This is a genomic window from Microbacterium sp. CFBP9034 (assembly GCF_034045255.1).
Taxonomy (GTDB): domain Bacteria; phylum Actinomycetota; class Actinomycetes; order Actinomycetales; family Microbacteriaceae; genus Microbacterium.
Map to the genome: position 1 here is coordinate 418,373 of NZ_JAXCWC010000002.1, position 15,980 is coordinate 434,352.

Below are 15,980 nucleotides of genomic sequence, written 5' to 3' on the forward strand. Positions count from 1 at the left end.
GTCGAGCAGGAGTTCTGACTCGCGGACGCGCGGCCGGGCGGCGGGCAGGGCTTGGCAGGCGTCAGCCGCGAGCGGCCCGCGCCTGCGCCGCGAGGTCGGCGGGCGACCCCTGCCACGGCGCGCCATGACCCGGCAGGACCCAGGATGCCCCGACGTCGGCGAGCCGGTCGAGCGACTCGAGGGCCAGGTCGGGGTCGTCCGTGAACGGCGCCGGCTGCACGCCGGTGCGGCCGGTGAGCACGTGGCGTGTGGTGAGCCCGTCGCCGACGAACACCGCCTCGGCGAGGGGCACGTGCACGGCAATGCTTCCGGGGGAGTGCCCGGGAAGCCCGATCACCCGGGGCGCGCCGGGGAGGTCGAGCACGTCGCCGTCGGCGAGCTCAACGACCTCCTTCACGTACTCCGTGCGCCAGCCCTTCTTGCGCAGCGCGTAGGTGAAGAAACCGAGCGTCGGGCCCACGCGCATGGGGCCCATCGGCGTCTTCGGCTTGTCGCCGCAACGGGCGCGCTCGGCGTCGGCGGCGTGAACGTACACCGGCACCCCGTGGTCGCGACGCAGCCGCTCGGCGAACCCGAGGTGGTCGCTGTCGCCGTGGGTGAGCACCACGCCCCGGACGTCGTCCACCGAACGGCCGAGGGACTCCAGCTCGGCGACGAGATCGTTCCAATGTCCGGGCAGACCGGCGTCGATCACGGTGATGCCCTCCGCCGTGACGATGAGGTAGGCCGCGACGGTGTCGTTGCCGATCCGGTGCAGGTGTGGTCCGAGTCGCATGGCATCCTCCGAAAGTGGTTGTGCTGGCTATGGTACGTAGCTATCATGGCTTACGTCAATAGCCATCACAGGAGACGTCATGCCGACCCCGGATCGAACCTCACTCCCCGCCATCGTCGAAGCGGGATGCGATCTCCTCGAACTCGGCGGCCCGTCGAGGGTCACCATGCAGGCCGTCGCCGAGCGGGTGGGCGTCCGCGCACCCTCGCTGTACAAGCGGGTGCGCGACCGTGACGCCCTGCTGCAGCTCGTCGCCGACGCCACCGTGGATGCTCTCAGAGCGCGGGTCGCGGCATCCGATGGCTCCCTTCCCGGACTCGCGCGCGCTTACCGGGCGTTCGCGCACGCCCGTCCGGAGGGTTTCCGACTCATGTACGCGATCGGGACGAGCACCGAGGCACTCGAGCGGGCCAGCGTCCCGGTGCTCCGCGCGGCCCGCGAGCTTGTCGGGGCGGACCGAGCCCTGGACGAAGCCCGCCTCGTGACCGCGTGGGTGACGGGGTTCGTCAGCATGGAGCTCGCCGGCGCGTTCCGCCTCGGGGGCGACGTCGACGCCGCCTTCGACTACGGCCTCGCCCGGCTGTCAGCGGGCATCGCGCCGCACGACGTCGACGGTCAGCCGCCGGCCTCGTCGCGTCCGGGCCACACCTTGCCGGCCCACGGGTCGTAGTCGGCGAGGAGCGCCTCCTGCGGCGGCCGTTCGGCCTCGGGCACGTGCTGCAGGTTCACGCGGACGCGGTACCAGAGCGAGCTGGACCCGCGCATGCCGTCGACGAGCACGTCCGCCGGATGCAGGTGGGGAACGACGGACGGATGCCGCGATCGCCACTCGTCGAGCACCTCCAGCGCCTCGGGCTTGGTCTTGGTGCGGGCGATCTCGATCAGCGGCATGGTGGATGCTCGCCGGCCCGAGCCGTCGCCGGCGCGCGGCGGCTTCTCGGCGGGGCCGAGCTCCTCGGCGAGGGCGAGCAGCCCGTCGAGCGTGCCGACGGCGTCGTCGATGCCCCGGTGCGGGTCGCCGATCGCGGCGTACCGCTCGAGCACCGTCCGCACCGTGAACTCCTCGGGCCGTCGGTCGGGCACCTCGTCCCAGTCCATCGGCGTCGAGACCCGCGCGTCGGGCAGCGGCCGGATGGACTAGGCCGATGCCACGGTGCGATCCTTGGCGTTCTGGTTGAAGTCCACGAAGACGCTCTCGCCGCGCTCCTCCTTCCACCACCGGGCCGTCGCGAGCCCGGGGGCGCGGTTCTCCACCTCCCGCGCGAGCGTCTCGGCGGCCAGACGCACCTGCTTGTAGTCCCAGTGCGGCGCGATGCGCACCAGGATGTGGAGGCCTCGGGATCCGCTCGTCTTCGGCCAGCCGACGAGCCCCACGTCGTCGAGCACCTCGCGGGCGACGAAGGCGACGTCGACGATCTGCGACCAGTCCACCCCGGGCATCGGATCGAGGTCGATGCGCAGCTCATCGGGATGATCGAGGTCTTCGGCGCGGACCGGATGGGGGTTGAGGTCGAGGCAGCCGAGGTTGACGACCCAGGCGAGGCCCGCGGCATCCCGGATCACCGCCTCCTCGGCCGAGGTGCCCCGGGCGTACTGCAGCGTCGCGGTGTCGATGAAGTCGGGGTGGTTCTCGGGCACGCGCTTCTGGAAGAAGGCCTCCTGATCGATTCCCTTCACGAACCGCTTGAGCACCATCGGCCGGCCGCCGGCACCGCGCAGCGCCCCCTCGGCGATGGCCAGGTAATAGCGCACGACGTCGAGCTTGGTCAGGCCGGGCTCGGGGAACACGGGCTTGTCCGGGCTCGAGATGCGCACCTGGTGCCCCTCGACCTCGAGGATCTCTTCCTTGCGTGCGGGGCTCATCCGCCCACGCTAGCGGCGCCGTTCCGGCTCGGCCAGAGGCCGACCCATCGGTTCATCTGTGCGAGTTCGAGGCTCGCGGGCGCCGGGAAGGTCGACTTCGCACAGACGGGCGCGAGCTCTCAGGCGGCGAGGGAGTAGAACACGCGTGCGGACGCCCGCTCGGCCGTGCGACCCCGCAGCTCGTCCGCCACCGCGGCAGTCAGTTCGACCAGAGTGACCTCGAGCGCTCCGGCGACGGCGGCGATCATCTCGCTCGAGGGCTCCTTGAGCCCGCGCTCCATCTCGGAGAGGTACTGCGGGGAGACACCGGCCCGCTCGGCGGTGTCGGCCAGCCGCTCGCCGCGGTCATGTCGGAGCCGCCGCAGCTGATCGCCGAGCGCGTCGCGCCAGAGCGGTTCCGGCGCACGGGGCGCGGGTCGCGAGGAGGTCGTCGGCAGCGGGATGATCTCGGCCATGCGGTCACGATAGAACGCGGATGCCGCGACCGCCGACCCCTTCCGCTCACAGCAGAACGGCCGCCCGGAGAACCGGACGGCCGTTGCAGCGGTGTGACTGCGCGGCTAGTTGCTGCCGCGCAGGATCGCCAGGATGCGGAGGATCTCGACGTAGAGCCACACGACGGTCACCATGATGCCGAAGCCGCCGAGCCAGCCGAACTTGCGGGGGGCGCCGTTGCGGACGCCGCGCTGGATCATGTCGAAGTCGAGCACGAGCGAGTACGCGGCCATGATCACGACGAAGACGCCGATGATGACGCCCCACGGGATGCCGAGGGGGCCCTTCTCGCTGAGCAGGCCGAACGCGCCGCCCGCGATGGGGGCGTTGAAGATCATGAGGCCCAGGTTGACCAGCGAGAACACCAGGTAGCCGAGCATCGCGATCATGAAGACTTTGGTGGCGCGCTTCGACGCGCGCACCTTGCCGCTCGCGAACAGCGCCAGGGTCACGCCGACCACCGAGAGGGTGGCGAGGGTCGCCTGCAGCACGATGCCCTCGTACAGCATCTCGAAGAACGCCGAGATGCCGCCGACGAAGAGGCCCTCGAACGCGGCATAGCCGAAGATGAGCGCCGGGCGGATCGTCTTGCGCGAGGTGAAGATCACGACGAGCGACAGCACGAAGCCGCCGATCATGCCGATGATCCACGGCATGAGCGTGGGCTCGCCGGTCGCGGCCACGGGGGCCATCGTCCACACCCAGCCGGCGACGGCGCCGACGACCAGGACGGCGAAGAGCCCGACGGTCTTCCACACGGTGTCTTCGACCGTCATGCGGTCGGTCTCGATGGCACCGGCGGCGGGAGCGGTGTACATGCCCTCGAGGTGGGCCTGGGCCGCGGCATCCGTTCCGGCATGCTGGGCCGAGGCGTACTGCGTCTGTGCGGCAGGAGGCGTCAAGCCGGCGGCCTTCGAGCCTCCGGGGTACGTCTGAACGGCCCGGGGGTCCTGGAAGGCCGGATTGTTGAACGCGGGGTTGTTGAGGGCCACTGCTCTCACACTCCAAGTCAAAGGGGTAGGAACAGCACGATGCTGTTCATCAACATTATCCGACACCCGGCCCCGCGCGGCGTGTCGCCTGCTGGGAGTGGGCTATGAGGCCTGGCAGCCGATCCGGCCGCCCCGGCCCCGCCGGTAGCCTGAGACGATGCCGCGCCGAACCCCGCTCGTGATCGGCCACCGCGGTGCTCCGGGCTACCGTCCCGAGCATTCGCGCTCGTCGTACGCCCTGGCTCTCGAGCTCGGCGTCGACGCGGTCGAGCCCGACATCGTCGTCTCGCGCGACGGGGTTCTCGTCGTCCGCCACGAGAACGAGATCTCGGGCACGACCGACGTCGCCGACCGGCCGGAGTTCGCGGACCGGCGCACGACGCGCACGATCGACGGCGCGGAGCTCACCGGCTGGTTCGCGGAGGACTTCACGTGGGAGGAGCTGTCGACCCTCCGCTGCCGTGAGCGTCTGCCCCAGCTCCGGCCCTCGAGCGCGAGCTTCGACGACGAGCAGCCCGTGCTGCGCCTGCGCGACGTGCTCGACCTGGTCCGCGCGGCGTCGCTGGCCCAGGGCCGGGAGATCGGCGTGGTGCTCGAGATCAAGCACGCCACGTACTTCGCCTCGATCGGGTGGGATGTCGCGGCCCTCGTCGACGCCGAGCTGCGCGAGGCAGGCTGGGCGGCGGGCGAGCTGCCGCTCACGATCGAGGCGTTCGAGTCGACCGTGCTGTTCGCCCTGCAGGAACGCGGAGTGGTCGCGACGTACGTGTACCTGCTGGAGGCGGCCGGCCGCCCCTTCGACCTCCTCTCGGCCCACGGGAAGAGCGCGCTGACGTACCGGCAGACCGCCGCGCCGGCCGGGCTCGACGGGCTCGCCGGCAGGGTCGACGGCATCAGCGTCGACAAGCGGATGATCCTCGCTCCCGACAAGCTCGGACGGCTCGGCGGCCCCACCGCCGTCGTCGCCGACGCGCACGAGCGCGGCCTGCGCGTCTACACCTGGACTTGCCGGCCCGAGAACAGCTTCCTCATCGGCCAGTTCCGTGGCCGGGGCGGTGCCTCCGCGTTCGGCGATTGGCAGTCGGAGTGGACCGTGATCCGGGATGCCGGAGTCGACGGCGTCTTCGTCGACCACCCCGACCTCGGCGTGGCGTTCTTCCGATCCTGATCCCCGCTCGCGGCGTATGGCTAGGGTGGGGCCGTGACCTCCCCCGGCATCGTCGTCGATGGAGTCCGTCGTGCTTTCGGTGAGATCCAGGCGGTGCGCAGCGTCACGCTGCAGGCGCACGCCGGACGCGTGACCGGACTCGTCGGGCCCAACGGCTCAGGCAAGACGACCCTCCTGCTCATGCTCGCCTCGCTCCTCGCGCCCGACGCGGGCACGATCCGCATCGACGGCATCGATCCCGTCGCCGATCCGCACGCCGCGCGCGGGCTCATCGGGTGGATGCCGGACGCGCTGGGCGCCTGGGGCTCGCTGACGTCCCGCGAGACGCTCGTGGTGACCGGGCGCCTCTACGGGATGACCAAGTCCGCCGCCGCCGCACGAGCAGAGGCGCTGATCGCAGAGGTCGGCCTCGTGGGGCTCGCGGACTCGGCCGCGCGCGTGCTGTCCCGGGGCCAGAAGCAGCGGCTCGGGCTCGCCCGCGCGCTCGTCAACGAGCCCCGCGTGCTGCTGCTCGACGAGCCGGCGTCGGGCCTGGACCCGCAGGCCCGCATCGACCTGCGGGTGCTGCTGCGACGTCTCGCCGCGGACGGCCGCACGATCCTCGTGTCCAGCCACATCCTCTCCGAGCTCGAGGAGGTCGTCGACGACGCGGTGTTCCTCGTCGCGGGCGAGACTGTCGATGCCGGTCGCGTCCAGGCGGCCGCCGAGCGAGCGCGCGCCTGGCGCGTGAGGCTGGCAGGGGTGGAGGCATCCGTCGCCGCCGAGCGGATCTCGGCCGCACTGGGACTCGATTCCACCGGCATCGCGACCGATCGCCGGGACGTCGTGGTGGAGTTCGCATCCGACGAGGCCGCGGCAGCGGCGCTGCGGGATCTCGTGGGAGCCGGTCTGCCCGTCGCCGAGTTCGCGGCCGCGCAGGGAAGCCTCGAGCACACGTTCCTCGACCTGGGAACCGGCGCTCCACCGCAGGCGGCGCCCGTGCCGCCCCCGCCCGGCGGGACGACCCCCCAGACTCCCTCCGACGACGAGGAGCCCATCTCATGAGCGGCCAGCGCCTCGGCACCATCGTGCGCCTCGAGCTGACGCAGCGCACGCGCAGCGTCGCCTGGTACGTGCTGCTCGGCGTGTTCGCCGTGCTCCTCCTGATCGTGACCGTGCTGTCGTTCATCGCGTTCAGCTGGGTGCCGGAGCAGCGGGGCTCCGCGATCTTCTCGACGATCGTCTACATCACCCTGCTGCTCATCGTCCTGGTCTCTCCGACGCTGAGCGGCAACTCGGTGAACGGCGATCGGGATGCCGCGACCCTCGCGCCCGTGCAGGTCACGCTCGCGACGACCGGCGAGATCATCCTCGGCAAGTTCCTCGCGGCGTGGACGACCGGCCTGGCGTTCGTGGTCGTGTCCATTCCGTTCCTCGTCGCCGCGACGCTCGCGGGCGGCACGGACGCCGCGACGGTCATCGTGTCACTCGCGGTCCTGGTCGTCGAGGTCGCGGTCATCGCGGCCATCGGCGTGGGGCTGAGCGGTGTGATCGCCCGGCCCCTGTTCTCGGTCGCCGCGACCTATCTCGTCGTGGCGGCGCTCGTGGTCGGCACGGTGATCTCGTTCGGGCTGCTCGGGGCCACGATGCGCACCGAGCAGGTCAACAACTACCGCTCCATCGACTACGCCTCCTATGAGGAGGAGGGCACCTTCCCGTGCATGCAGGGAGAGGAGCCGACGGAGGACTACCCGTGCGACGACGACCCGAGCCCGGAGTGCGGCGAATGGGAGACGAGCACCTACGAGGTGCCGCGCTTCGATCGGGTGTGGTGGATCCTCGCTGCGAATCCGTTCGTGATCCTGGCGGACGCGACGCCGACGCAGTTCGACTCCAACGGCTACCCCGTCGACCTGTTCGGGCAGATCAAGTCGGGTGTGCGCATGGCGCAGGTGCCTCCGGAAGCCGAGACCACCTACGACGACTGCAGCCCGACTCCCCAGGACCAGTATCCGCCGACGGCCGAGGAGATCATCGCGACGACGACCCCGAGCTGGTTCGTCGGCATCGCGCTGCAGCTACTGCTCGCGGCCGGGCTGCTGTGGTGGGCGTGGGCACGCACGAACACGCCCGCCCGACGGCTCCCGCCGGGAACGCGCATCGCCTGACCGGTGTGAGCGTCATCGTCGCGCCGTGAGCTCGGCGGCTAGCCGCATCTGCTCGGCCAGCGCGGGGTTGTGCGACTCGAGCTCCGCGATCACGCCGGCGCGCACTTCGGGCTGCTTGTTCTGGCTGAGCTTCGCGCGCGCCTCGAACCGCTTGACGTGCAGCCGGATGCCGGCGGTGCCCCTTGCGATGCGCCGCGTGCCCTCCTCGTCCTCGCTCAGGCTTCGCCCACCCGGGCGGTGATGCTCGAACTGATCCGTGATGCGGGCGAGCATGGCGTAGTTCTCCTCGTCGGACAGCAGCTCGGGCACCCCGTACAGGTGTGCGGTGACGTGGTTCCACGTCGGCACGAGATCGCCCGGGGCGTACCAGCTCGGCGAGACGTAGTCGTGCGGCCCCTGCACGATCACCAGCACCTCATGCCGGCCGATCTCGTGCGTGATCTCGTCGGGGCGCCCGAAATGGGTGGCGATCGTGATGCCCTCGCCCTCCTCGAGGAGCACGGGGCAGTGCGATGCGACGAGACCTCCCGCCGCGGGCGAGATGAACGCCGCCCAGGGGTGGTTGCGGATCAGCCGCTTCACCTCCCCGGGGTCTGTCATGAGATAGCGGGGCGTGTGGCGCATCAGCCGGCCTTCCTGTCGAGACGGGTGCGCACGGCGAGTCCGGCGCAGAGGATGACGACGGCGCCGCCCACGACTGTCGGCCAGGTGAGCGGCTCGCCGAGGATGAGGGCGGCCCACAGGATCGTCATCACCGGCTGGATCAGCTGGATCTGGCTGACACTCGCCATGGGTCCGATGGCCAGTCCGCGGTACCACGCGAAGAATCCCAGGAACATGCTGACGACGCCGAGATAGCCGAACGCCGCCCACGCCGTGCCGGATGCCTGCGGGGGCTGCTGCGCGATCGAGACCGCGGTGAGGGCGATCATCAGGGGAGACGCGAGCACGAGTGCCCACGACACCGTCTGCCACGAGCCGAGTTCGCGCGACAGCATCCCTCCCTCGGCATAGCCCACCGCGGCGGCAACGACCGCGCCGAACAGCAGCAGATCCGACCACTGCAGCCGGTCGACCCCGCCGCTGTGGAGCCCCGCGAAGACGACCGCCGCCACCGCTCCCAGCGCAGCGAAGGCCCAGAAGGACCGCGCGGGCCTCTCCTTGGCGCGGAGCACCGCCATGACCGCCGTGGCCGCCGGCAGGAGCGCGATCACGACGGCGCCGTGCGTCGCCGAGGCGGTCGTGAGGGCGTAGGACGTGAGCAGCGGGAACCCGATGACGACTCCGCCGGCGACCACGGCCAGCCGGGCCCACTGGCGCGGGGTGGGCAGGCGCTGTCGCGTGAGCGCGAGGGCGGCGGCAGCGAGGAGCGCGGCCACGACGGCGCGGCCCGATCCGATGAACAGCGGCGACAGGTCGCCGAGCGCGACACGGGTGAAGGGCACCGTGAATGAGAAGGCGGCGACGCCGACGAACCCCCACCCCCACCCGCCGCTGCGGGAGAGCGATAGCACTGGCGGGATCTCAACAGTAACGCTACTCTGTTCCGACATGGCAAACGATAGCACTGATCGAATCGTCGACGAACTGCGTCGGTGGATCGCGGTCTCCCCGCCCGGGGCGCGCGTGCCCTCGAACCGCGAGCTCACCGCTCGGCACGGGGCCAGTCCGGTCACGGTGCAGAAGGCGATGCGAGCGCTCACGAGCCTGGGCCTCGTCGAGAGCCGGCCCGGCGTGGGTACCTTCGTGCGGGCTGCCCGCACGCCCCGGCCTGTGGACTACGGCTGGCAGACCGCCGCCCTCGGGGCGCCCCCGTCGCGGCTGACGGCGCTGCCCTCGGCCCAGCGCACCCCCTCACCCGATGCGATCGCGCTCCACACCGGCTATCCCGACCGCGAACTGCTGCCGGAGCGGCTCGTGCGCGCCGCGATCGCGCGCGCCGCGCGGACGGATGCCGCCACCACCCGATCTCCCGTCGCGGGGCTCCCCGATCTGCAGGCATGGTTCGCGAGCGAGCTGGCCGACGCGGCGCCGGCGGGCATCACGCCGCCGTCCGCGCGCGACGTGCTCATCCTGGCGGGGAGCCAGAGCGGGCTGAGCTCGATCTTCCGCGCTCTCGTCGGCCCCGGCCAGCCGCTGCTGATCGAGTCGCCGACGTACTGGGGTGCCATTCTCGCCGCCGCCCAGGCGAACGTGACTCTGGTCCCCGTCGCCTCCGGGGTCGACGGACCCGATCTCGAGGACGTCGAGCGTGCGTTCGAGCTGACCGGCGCACGGGCGTTCTACGTGCAGCCGACGTACGCCAACCCCACCGGGGCGCAGTGGACCGTGCAGCGAGGGCGGGACGTCCTCGAGATCGCGCGCCGTCATGGCGCCTACCTCGTGGAGGACGACTGGGCTCACGACCTGTCCATCGACACGCAGCCCACGCCCATCGCCGCACATGATGACGACGGGCACGTCATCTACCTGCGCTCGCTCACGAAGAGCGTGTCGCCGGCGCTGCGTGTGGCGGCGGCGACCGCACGGGGGCCTGCGCGCGACCGGATCCTCGCCGACCGCGCGGCCGAGTCGATGTACGTGAGCGGCCTGCTCCAAGCCGCGGCGCTCGATGTGGTCACCCAGCCCGCCTGGCGCACGCACCTGCGGACGGTGAAGCCGCTCCTGCGCGCGCGCCGCGATCTCCTGATCGCGAGCCTGCGCGACCACGCTCCCGCTGCGCATCTCGACCTCATCCCGGCCGGTGGACTCAACCTGTGGCTGCGGCTGCCGGACGGCACCGACGTCGAACGCCTCGTGCGGGCGTGCGAGAGCCGGGGCGTGATCGTCGCCGATGGGACGGAGTGGTTCCCGGCCGAGGCATCCGCTCCTCACATCCGGGTCAACTACTCGGGACCGAGCCCCGATCGCTACCCCGAAGCGGCGCGCGTGATCGGCGAGGAGGTCGAGCGCGCGCGCTGAGGGATCACCCCGCGTGGGGGAGGGGGTTCGGGCAGACTGGAGCACGAACCGATCTCGCGTGAGGAGTGTGCCGAGTGGAGGCCATCGGCCACATCATCCCGATCGCCGTAGCCGTCGCGGTCAGTTCCGTGCCGATCATGGCGACGATCCTCATCCTCCTCTCGCCGAACCGTGCCCGTGCCGCCCTGCCGTTCCTGATCGGCTGGGTGATCGGCATCCTTCTCGTGGTGACGGTCTTCACGCTCGTCGCCCAGGTCGTGCCCACCGCGCGTACGCAGCGACAGCCCGACACAGCGGTCGCGGTGCTCGAGACCCTCGTGGGGGTCGTGATCGTGGCCCTCTCGGTCATCTCCTTCCGCCGGTCGCGGCATCACCCCGAGCCGGCGATGCCGGATCCGCTGAAGGCCCGCCGGTCGCTCGGCCCGTGGGAGGCGTTCGGACTCGCCTTCGTCCTCAACCTCCGACCGAAGGCACTGCTGCTGGCGATCGCGGCCGGCCTGTCGATCCGCGCGGACGCCTCTTCGACCAGCGACGCGCTCATCTCGATCGCGATCTACACCGTGATCGGCGCCTCGAGCGTCGCCGTTCCCATCATCGCCACGCTCGCGGCGCCCAAGAAGATGGAGCCCAAGCTGGTCGACGCGCGCGAGTGGCTCACGCGGAACGGGGGACTGCTCACGAGCCTGATCCTGTTCTTCATCGGCATCGTCGTGATCGGCATGGGGATCGCGCGCTTCTGACGAGGCTAATTGCAACCGAAGGCTTGCAATTACCTCCCCGCAGTGCAACCATAGGGTTGCAATCAAATGCAACCTAAAAGTTGCACAACTGTGGAGAGAGGAACGATCATTGTGAGCATGACAGTGAACCCGTCGTCGGTCGTCGACGACGCCGCGTTCTCGGTCCGACGCACCATCCGGATCGCCGCACCCGTTGAGAAGGTCTGGAGTGCGGTCACCGAGCCCGCCCACATCTCGCGGTGGTTCGGCCAGGCCGCATTCGCGGGGACGGATGCCGGAGCCCGAGGCACCCTCACCTGGCCCGGACGTGACCCGATCCCGGTGCGGATCGAAGCGATCGACGCCCTTCGGACGGTCTCGTACCGGTGGGGCAACGACGACGCGAGCGGGGTCGTCCCGGACGAGCTCGACGACGCGCACTCGACCGTCTTCACCTTCACGCTGGTCGCGGTGCCCGGCGGAACGGAGCTGACCGTCGTCGAGACGGGCTTCGAGACCACATCGGACCCGGCCGCGAATCTCGCGGATCACCGCCAGGGCTGGAACGGCGAGCTGGACAAGCTGGTCGCACTGCTCGAGAGCGATTCGTGACGACCGAGGCGCTGATCCCGGTGTTCGCCGCACTCGGAGACGAGACCCGGTGGAGCATCCTGGCGGCGCTCGGCGACGGGGATGCCTCGGCATCCGCCCTCGCCGGGCGCCTGCCCGTGTCCCGCCAGGCGATCGCCAAGCACCTCGCCGTGCTGCAGGAGGTCGGGCTGGTCGAATCCGTGCGTGTGGGCCGCGAGGTGCGGTTCCGCATCGTGGGTGCACGCCTGAGCGCCACCGCCCGACGTCTCGACGCCGTCGGAGCCGAGTGGGACCGCCGCCTCGCCGCGATCAAGGAGATCGCCGAAGGACTCTGACCGATCGGTCAGAAGCGGTCGTCGATCACGATCTCGCGCGAGACCAGCCCGGCCGCGACCCTGCTCAGCGGCAGCCGGTTGCGGCGGGCGAAGTCGCGGATGAGCTCGAACGCGTCGTCGACCGGGACGCCCCGGGTGAACGACACGACGCCCTTCGCCTGCTCGATGACCACCCGGCTGTTCAGCGCGAGCTGCAACTGCTGCGCGAGCAGAGCCGTCTCTCGCAGCGACCGCTCGTGCAGGATGCCGACGGTAGCGACATCCGCGAACGCCTGAGCCGCGACGACGTCCTCGCGCGGGGGAGGTCCGGGCTGTGCACTCAGGAGGTTGAGCGTGCCGATCGTGGTGTCTCGCAGCCGGAGCGGGAGCGCCTCCACCGATGCGAAGCCGTGCGACAGCGCACTGGTCCGGAACTCGGCCCAGTGGGTAGGGGACTCTGCGATCGACGGCACGGAGACCGGGGCGCCGGTGACGAAGCAGTCGATGCACGGGCCGGACTGGGCGCTGAGCTGCATGATCTCGACGAGTCTGCTCGCTTCGCTGGTCGACGCCACGAGCTCGAGCTCGCCGTGCTCGTCGGCGATCAGGATCCCGGCGGCCGTGCTGCCGAGCGTGTCATGGCAGGCGTCGACGAGGGTCTGCAGCAGTTCGACGACGTCGTAGTCGTCGACGAGAGTGTCGGCGAGCGTCGCGAACGTCTGGAAAAGGCGGGCAGAGCGGGTGGACACCGTCATCCGATCGCCTCGATCCGGCCGTCACGACGAACGAAGCTCAGTCGTCCGTCGATGATGTCCTGGGCGACGTCCATCGTCGACCGGCTGGCGGCGAACGCGTGGCCCTCGATCACCAGCTGCGCATCGTCCGCGGCGACCTGCAGCTGAGCGATGACGAAGCCGGTCGCCTGATGCACCATGCGGCGCGACCGCGGATTCACGCTCGCACTCCCGCCGTTCACCTCGTTGAGGGCATCGCGGAGCACTCGGCGTCCCACCACTTCCGCCATCGCCTCGGCGCGCTGCATCTGCAGCGGATCGAGGATCATGGACTCCCTCGAGTAGAGGTCGACAGCCCCGATCCGCAGCGTGCCCACCGCGAGCGGGAACGCGAAGACCGACCGGACGGCATCGTCGACGACGGCGGCTGCGAAGGCAGGCCATCGAAGCCTTCCCCGGGTCGTCAAGGAGGGTTCCGTGACAGGCCTGACGAGCCGGAGGGCGTCCCAGCAGGGGCCTTCGCCGAGGTCGAACTGCACTTCGTCCAGGTGGGCGGCTCCGGCATCCGTCGCGGAGATCGTCTCGCTGCCGAGGAGGTGTCCGAGCGTGGAGACCGCGGCGCCGGTCACGGGCAGCACCGCGACGAACGGGTCACTGTATCGCGCGGCCGTGAAGCCCTCGTCCTCGAGGGCGTCCATCGCCGCAGTGAATGAATCTCGCATGTGCCTCTCCGACGACCAAAGTAGCGCCTGTTCGCAGGCGTCTGTTACGCCCCCTCGCGGGAAATGCAACCCCCTGGTCGACGCGTCTGCGCCGATCTAGCGTGCGTCGCATGAAGCACGTGACATTCGCCGACAAGAGTCTGCTGACGGGAGATGAGACGGCCGACCTCCTGGTCGAGTATTGCGCCGTCCTCGCGCGGGCTGGCGACGCCGACACCGTCGACATCGTTGCCTACACCGTCACGGGCGACAAGGTAACGGCGAAGATGCTGCTTAACACGGGTGCTCCCCTGATGGCCGAGACCGCGCACACCGACCTCGCGGAGCCCGACAACGATGATGTCACCGCGTACATGCGCGAGCAGATCGCCCTGCGGATGTCGCCGCCCAACGCCCAGTCCATCGAGCCCGAGATGGACCGGGAGCACGACTTCGGCCTCTAGCCGCTCCCGCCGGTGCCGCCGGCGAGGAGTATCCTGGAGGGAGGGAGAGAAAAAACCGGTGCCCCGGACCCCGGCATCGCCTGATGCGAACCGAGGTACTCAACATGAAGACCCTCACCAACGGCCACGGCGCTTACTTGACCGGCACGGCGATCGCGGACTCCGTCATGACCTATGGTCTCGCGTTGGCCCAGCGTCAGCAGGTCGACCTGGTCGAGATCCCGTTCATCGCGGAGAGCGGCGCCCCCGCTCGGGTGCAACTGACCATCGGCTGGCTGACGGACTACGCCAGCACCTCCTCGGAGAGCTCCACGGAGGAGCTGACGGAGATCGAGACGATCACGTTGCTGCGCGCGAAGGCGGCGGCGCTCGACGGTCCGCCCGGCCGCAGCTTCACTTCGGAGGAAGTCGCCGACCTCATGTGGGACGACGTCGAGGCGCTCCGCTGCGACGCCTGACGGTCTCGCGGTCGACCGAGCCGAAGTAGCACCGGGCCTGGCCTGCGTCAAGGCGGTAGGTCCGGTCGTGGCTCACTTCTACGTTGGAACCGGCAAGAGCGGCGCCTTCCGTCGGGAGAGCGACGGACAGTCCGCCGGAGAGGCAGGGATGGGCGACTCCTTCACCGAGATGATGGCGATTCTCGAAGGCGCTGCCGATGCCGCCGAGCACTACAGCGACGCCTTCACGACTGTGCTGCCCGTCACCGGCGCGGCCGTTTCGACGCTGGGCGACGTGCTGGGAAGCGAGACCATCTCGGCCACCGACGACCGGGCCGCTCGCTTGGACGAGCGTCAGTTCGACCTCGGCGAAGGGCCGTGCTGGGATGCGATGCGCTCGCTCGCACCCGTGTCGGAGCCCGCATTCGCGTCGGTCGGCCGCCGCCGCTGGCCCGCCTTCACCGAGGCGATCCGCGACGAGTCCGTCGCCTCGATCTTCGCCTTCCCGCTGGCCGTCGGAACGCTCCGGCTCGGCGCGATCGACCTCTACTCGCTGCGGCCCGTGACCCTCGATCGAAGCCAGGTGCGGCGCGCATCGGCGATGGCCGAGGTCATCGGGCGCCGGGTGCTGCGCGGAGCCCTGGAGGATCTCGACGGATCGGTCGACGACCTCAACCCCCGGTCGCGGCGACTGGTGCACCAGGCGACCGGGATCGTGCTCGCACAGTTGCAGATCGCCCCTGAGGATGCGCGGCTCGTCATCCAGGGCCATGCGTTCGCGACCAGCCGGTCGATGATGGACGTCGCCGCGGATATCACCGAGGGCCGACTGCGATTCCTCCGCCGCAGCGGCCGGATCGAGGCGACGGAATGACGGAGACCACCCGTGACACGCGGCTCTTCCAGACCTTCGCCACCCTGGCGGACACGCTGGTGGACGACTACGACGTGGTCGAGCTCCTGCAGGTGCTGGTCGACGCCTGCCGCGACATCCTCGGTGCCACCGCCGCGGGTATCCTGATCGCCGATGAGACCGGCGAGCTCGAGCTGATCGCCTCGACGAGCGAGGCCAGCAGGATCGTGGAGATCATGCAGCTGGGCGCGCAGGCCGGTCCCTGCATCGAGTGCTTCCGCAGCAGGCGGGCGGTGTCCGTGCCCGCCATCGCGGAGTCCCCGGAGCGGTGGGAGCAGTTCCGAGCCGGCGCGCTCGCGCAGGGCTTCGCCTCCGCCGAGGCGCTGCCGCTCCGTCTGCGAGAGAACACGATCGGCACGCTCAACCTCTTGAATGCCTCCGAGGGACGAATGCGTGAAGAGGATGTCGTTGCGGCCCAGGCATTCGCGGATGTGGCGACGATCGGCATCCTCCACGAGCGCTCGGTGCGTCGCACCGAGGTGCTGGCCGAGCAGCTCCGGTTCGCCCTGGACAGCCGGATCATCATCGAGCAGGCGAAGGGCGTGGTGTCGTTCACCCGCGACGTGCCGGTCGACGAGGCATTCGGCATCATCCGCGCCTACGCGCGACGGCACCGGCTGACCCTCAGCAGCGTCGCCGCCCGGCTCGTGAGGCGCGAACTCTCGATCGAGGACGACTAGCACGTTCCCCGGCCCGATTCCAGGGT

At 70.4% G+C, this 15,980-nt stretch carries 19 protein-coding genes and 1 pseudogene; 12 read left to right on the plus strand and 8 right to left on the minus strand.

Annotated elements, in window-relative coordinates; genetic code table 11:
• Window positions 1–61: 61 nt before the first annotated feature.
• Complete coding sequence (locus SOM19_RS13165; protein WP_320487051.1) at window positions 62–775, minus strand: MBL fold metallo-hydrolase; 714 nt, start codon at window positions 773–775, stop codon at window positions 62–64.
• A 79-nt stretch (window positions 776–854) separates the two neighbouring features.
• Between SOM19_RS13165 and SOM19_RS13170 the strand changes: the two genes are divergently transcribed.
• Window positions 855–1,445: a TetR/AcrR family transcriptional regulator gene (locus SOM19_RS13170; RefSeq protein ID WP_320487052.1), complete on the plus strand. Its 591-nt coding sequence runs from the start codon at window positions 855–857 to the stop codon at window positions 1,443–1,445.
• On the opposite strand, the pseudogene ligD reads toward SOM19_RS13170, so the two are convergent.
• The 3 genes and pseudogenes from ligD to SOM19_RS13185 all read right to left on the minus strand — a co-directional run bounded on the left by ligD (window position 1,391) and on the right by SOM19_RS13185 (window position 4,125).
• A pseudogene (gene ligD, locus SOM19_RS13175) lies at window positions 1,391–2,638 on the minus strand (non-homologous end-joining DNA ligase). The gene SOM19_RS13170 and the pseudogene ligD sit on opposite strands and share 55 nt — an antisense overlap.
• Before the next feature lie 119 nt (window positions 2,639–2,757).
• On the minus strand, window positions 2,758–3,093 hold the full coding sequence (locus SOM19_RS13180; RefSeq protein WP_320487053.1) for a helix-turn-helix domain-containing protein: 336 nt from the start codon (window positions 3,091–3,093) through the stop codon (window positions 2,758–2,760).
• Window positions 3,094–3,198: 105 nt separating this feature from the next.
• Window positions 3,199–4,125 (minus strand): Bax inhibitor-1/YccA family protein, encoded by a 927-nt coding sequence (locus SOM19_RS13185; protein ID WP_320487739.1) that lies wholly within the window; start codon window positions 4,123–4,125, stop codon window positions 3,199–3,201.
• Between the two features lie 157 nt (window positions 4,126–4,282).
• Between SOM19_RS13185 and SOM19_RS13190 the strand changes: the two genes are divergently transcribed.
• From SOM19_RS13190 to SOM19_RS13200, 3 genes are read left to right on the plus strand one after another with little or no spacing between them, the layout of a single operon-like run.
• The gene (locus SOM19_RS13190) at window positions 4,283–5,293 is read left to right on the plus strand and encodes a glycerophosphodiester phosphodiesterase family protein (RefSeq protein ID WP_320487054.1); all 1,011 of its coding nucleotides are present in this window, start codon (window positions 4,283–4,285) and stop codon (window positions 5,291–5,293) included.
• 33 nt (window positions 5,294–5,326) lie between these two features.
• The gene (locus SOM19_RS13195; RefSeq protein ID WP_320487055.1) at window positions 5,327–6,337 is read left to right on the plus strand and encodes an ABC transporter ATP-binding protein; all 1,011 of its coding nucleotides are present in this window, start codon (window positions 5,327–5,329) and stop codon (window positions 6,335–6,337) included.
• Window positions 6,334–7,440 (plus strand): ABC transporter permease, encoded by a 1,107-nt coding sequence (locus SOM19_RS13200; RefSeq protein WP_320487056.1) that lies wholly within the window; start codon window positions 6,334–6,336, stop codon window positions 7,438–7,440. The genes SOM19_RS13195 and SOM19_RS13200 overlap by 4 nt, the downstream gene beginning before the upstream one ends.
• Window positions 7,441–7,452: 12 nt before the next feature.
• Here the strand turns inward: SOM19_RS13200 and SOM19_RS13205 are convergent, their stop codons facing one another.
• Both SOM19_RS13205 and SOM19_RS13210 read right to left on the minus strand, forming a co-directional pair.
• Window positions 7,453–8,064, minus strand: coding sequence for an FMN-binding negative transcriptional regulator (locus SOM19_RS13205; protein ID WP_320487057.1), 612 nt, complete (start codon window positions 8,062–8,064; stop codon window positions 7,453–7,455).
• Window positions 8,064–8,993 carry a DMT family transporter gene (locus tag SOM19_RS13210; protein ID WP_320487058.1) on the minus strand — a complete coding sequence of 310 codons (930 nt, stop codon included), beginning with the start codon at window positions 8,991–8,993 and terminating at the stop codon, window positions 8,064–8,066. Before SOM19_RS13210 ends, SOM19_RS13205 begins: the two co-directional genes overlap by 1 nt.
• Between SOM19_RS13210 and SOM19_RS13215 the strand changes: the two genes are divergently transcribed.
• From SOM19_RS13215 to SOM19_RS13230, 4 genes are all read left to right on the plus strand, one after another.
• Window positions 8,992–10,401 carry an aminotransferase-like domain-containing protein gene (locus SOM19_RS13215; RefSeq protein WP_320487059.1) on the plus strand — a complete coding sequence of 470 codons (1,410 nt, stop codon included), beginning with the start codon at window positions 8,992–8,994 and terminating at the stop codon, window positions 10,399–10,401. The genes SOM19_RS13210 and SOM19_RS13215 overlap by 2 nt on opposite strands.
• A gap of 74 nt (window positions 10,402–10,475) precedes the next feature.
• On the plus strand, window positions 10,476–11,141 hold the full coding sequence (locus SOM19_RS13220; RefSeq protein WP_320487060.1) for a GAP family protein: 666 nt from the start codon (window positions 10,476–10,478) through the stop codon (window positions 11,139–11,141).
• A 117-nt stretch (window positions 11,142–11,258) separates the two neighbouring features.
• Window positions 11,259–11,732, plus strand: coding sequence for an SRPBCC domain-containing protein (locus SOM19_RS13225; protein ID WP_320487061.1), 474 nt, complete (start codon window positions 11,259–11,261; stop codon window positions 11,730–11,732).
• Window positions 11,729–12,046 (plus strand): ArsR/SmtB family transcription factor, encoded by a 318-nt coding sequence (locus SOM19_RS13230; protein WP_320487062.1) that lies wholly within the window; start codon window positions 11,729–11,731, stop codon window positions 12,044–12,046. Before SOM19_RS13225 ends, SOM19_RS13230 begins: the two co-directional genes overlap by 4 nt.
• Before the next feature lie 8 nt (window positions 12,047–12,054).
• On the opposite strand, the gene SOM19_RS13235 is transcribed toward SOM19_RS13230, so the two are convergent.
• Window positions 12,055–12,780, minus strand: a complete 726-nt coding sequence (locus tag SOM19_RS13235; protein ID WP_320487063.1) for a GAF and ANTAR domain-containing protein — start codon at window positions 12,778–12,780, stop codon at window positions 12,055–12,057.
• Window positions 12,777–13,481 carry a GAF domain-containing protein gene (locus SOM19_RS13240; RefSeq protein WP_320487064.1) on the minus strand — a complete coding sequence of 235 codons (705 nt, stop codon included), beginning with the start codon at window positions 13,479–13,481 and terminating at the stop codon, window positions 12,777–12,779. Before SOM19_RS13240 ends, SOM19_RS13235 begins: the two co-directional genes overlap by 4 nt.
• Window positions 13,482–13,591: 110 nt before the next feature.
• Here SOM19_RS13240 and SOM19_RS13245 point away from each other — a divergent pair, with 110 nt between their 5' ends.
• The 4 genes from SOM19_RS13245 (at window position 13,592) to SOM19_RS13260 (ending at window position 15,954) form a co-directional block, all read left to right on the plus strand.
• Entirely contained in the window at window positions 13,592–13,924 is a 333-nt protein-coding gene (locus tag SOM19_RS13245; RefSeq protein WP_320487065.1) for a hypothetical protein, read from the plus strand.
• A 104-nt stretch (window positions 13,925–14,028) separates the two neighbouring features.
• A complete protein-coding gene (locus tag SOM19_RS13250; protein WP_320487066.1) occupies window positions 14,029–14,382 on the plus strand; it encodes a hypothetical protein in 354 nt (117 codons plus the stop codon).
• A gap of 67 nt (window positions 14,383–14,449) precedes the next feature.
• Window positions 14,450–15,235, plus strand: a complete 786-nt coding sequence (locus SOM19_RS13255; RefSeq protein WP_320487067.1) for a GAF and ANTAR domain-containing protein — start codon at window positions 14,450–14,452, stop codon at window positions 15,233–15,235.
• Entirely contained in the window at window positions 15,232–15,954 is a 723-nt protein-coding gene (locus SOM19_RS13260; protein ID WP_320487068.1) for a GAF and ANTAR domain-containing protein, read from the plus strand. The genes SOM19_RS13255 and SOM19_RS13260 overlap by 4 nt, the downstream gene beginning before the upstream one ends.
• The last annotated feature ends 26 nt before the right edge of the window (window positions 15,955–15,980 follow it).

Excerpts from the sequence above, each read along its gene's own strand:
- SOM19_RS13165 (WP_320487051.1), bottom strand. The coding sequence starts at position 775 with ATGCGACTCGGACCACACCTGCACCGGATCGGCAACGACACCGTCGCG.
- SOM19_RS13170 (WP_320487052.1), top strand. The coding sequence starts at position 855 with ATGCCGACCCCGGATCGAACCTCACTCCCCGCCATCGTCGAAGCGGGA.
- SOM19_RS13180 (WP_320487053.1), bottom strand. The coding sequence starts at position 3,093 with ATGGCCGAGATCATCCCGCTGCCGACGACCTCCTCGCGACCCGCGCCC.
- SOM19_RS13190 (WP_320487054.1), top strand. The coding sequence starts at position 4,283 with ATGCCGCGCCGAACCCCGCTCGTGATCGGCCACCGCGGTGCTCCGGGC.
- SOM19_RS13200 (WP_320487056.1), top strand. The coding sequence starts at position 6,334 with ATGAGCGGCCAGCGCCTCGGCACCATCGTGCGCCTCGAGCTGACGCAG.
- SOM19_RS13205 (WP_320487057.1), bottom strand. The coding sequence starts at position 8,064 with ATGCGCCACACGCCCCGCTATCTCATGACAGACCCCGGGGAGGTGAAG.
- SOM19_RS13215 (WP_320487059.1), top strand. The coding sequence starts at position 8,992 with ATGGCAAACGATAGCACTGATCGAATCGTCGACGAACTGCGTCGGTGG.
- SOM19_RS13210 (WP_320487058.1), bottom strand. The coding sequence starts at position 8,993 with ATGTCGGAACAGAGTAGCGTTACTGTTGAGATCCCGCCAGTGCTATCG.
- SOM19_RS13225 (WP_320487061.1), top strand. The coding sequence starts at position 11,259 with ATGACAGTGAACCCGTCGTCGGTCGTCGACGACGCCGCGTTCTCGGTC.
- SOM19_RS13235 (WP_320487063.1), bottom strand. The coding sequence starts at position 12,780 with ATGACGGTGTCCACCCGCTCTGCCCGCCTTTTCCAGACGTTCGCGACG.
- SOM19_RS13240 (WP_320487064.1), bottom strand. The coding sequence starts at position 13,481 with ATGCGAGATTCATTCACTGCGGCGATGGACGCCCTCGAGGACGAGGGC.
- SOM19_RS13245 (WP_320487065.1), top strand. The coding sequence starts at position 13,592 with ATGAAGCACGTGACATTCGCCGACAAGAGTCTGCTGACGGGAGATGAG.
- SOM19_RS13250 (WP_320487066.1), top strand. The coding sequence starts at position 14,029 with ATGAAGACCCTCACCAACGGCCACGGCGCTTACTTGACCGGCACGGCG.
- SOM19_RS13260 (WP_320487068.1), top strand. The coding sequence starts at position 15,232 with ATGACGGAGACCACCCGTGACACGCGGCTCTTCCAGACCTTCGCCACC.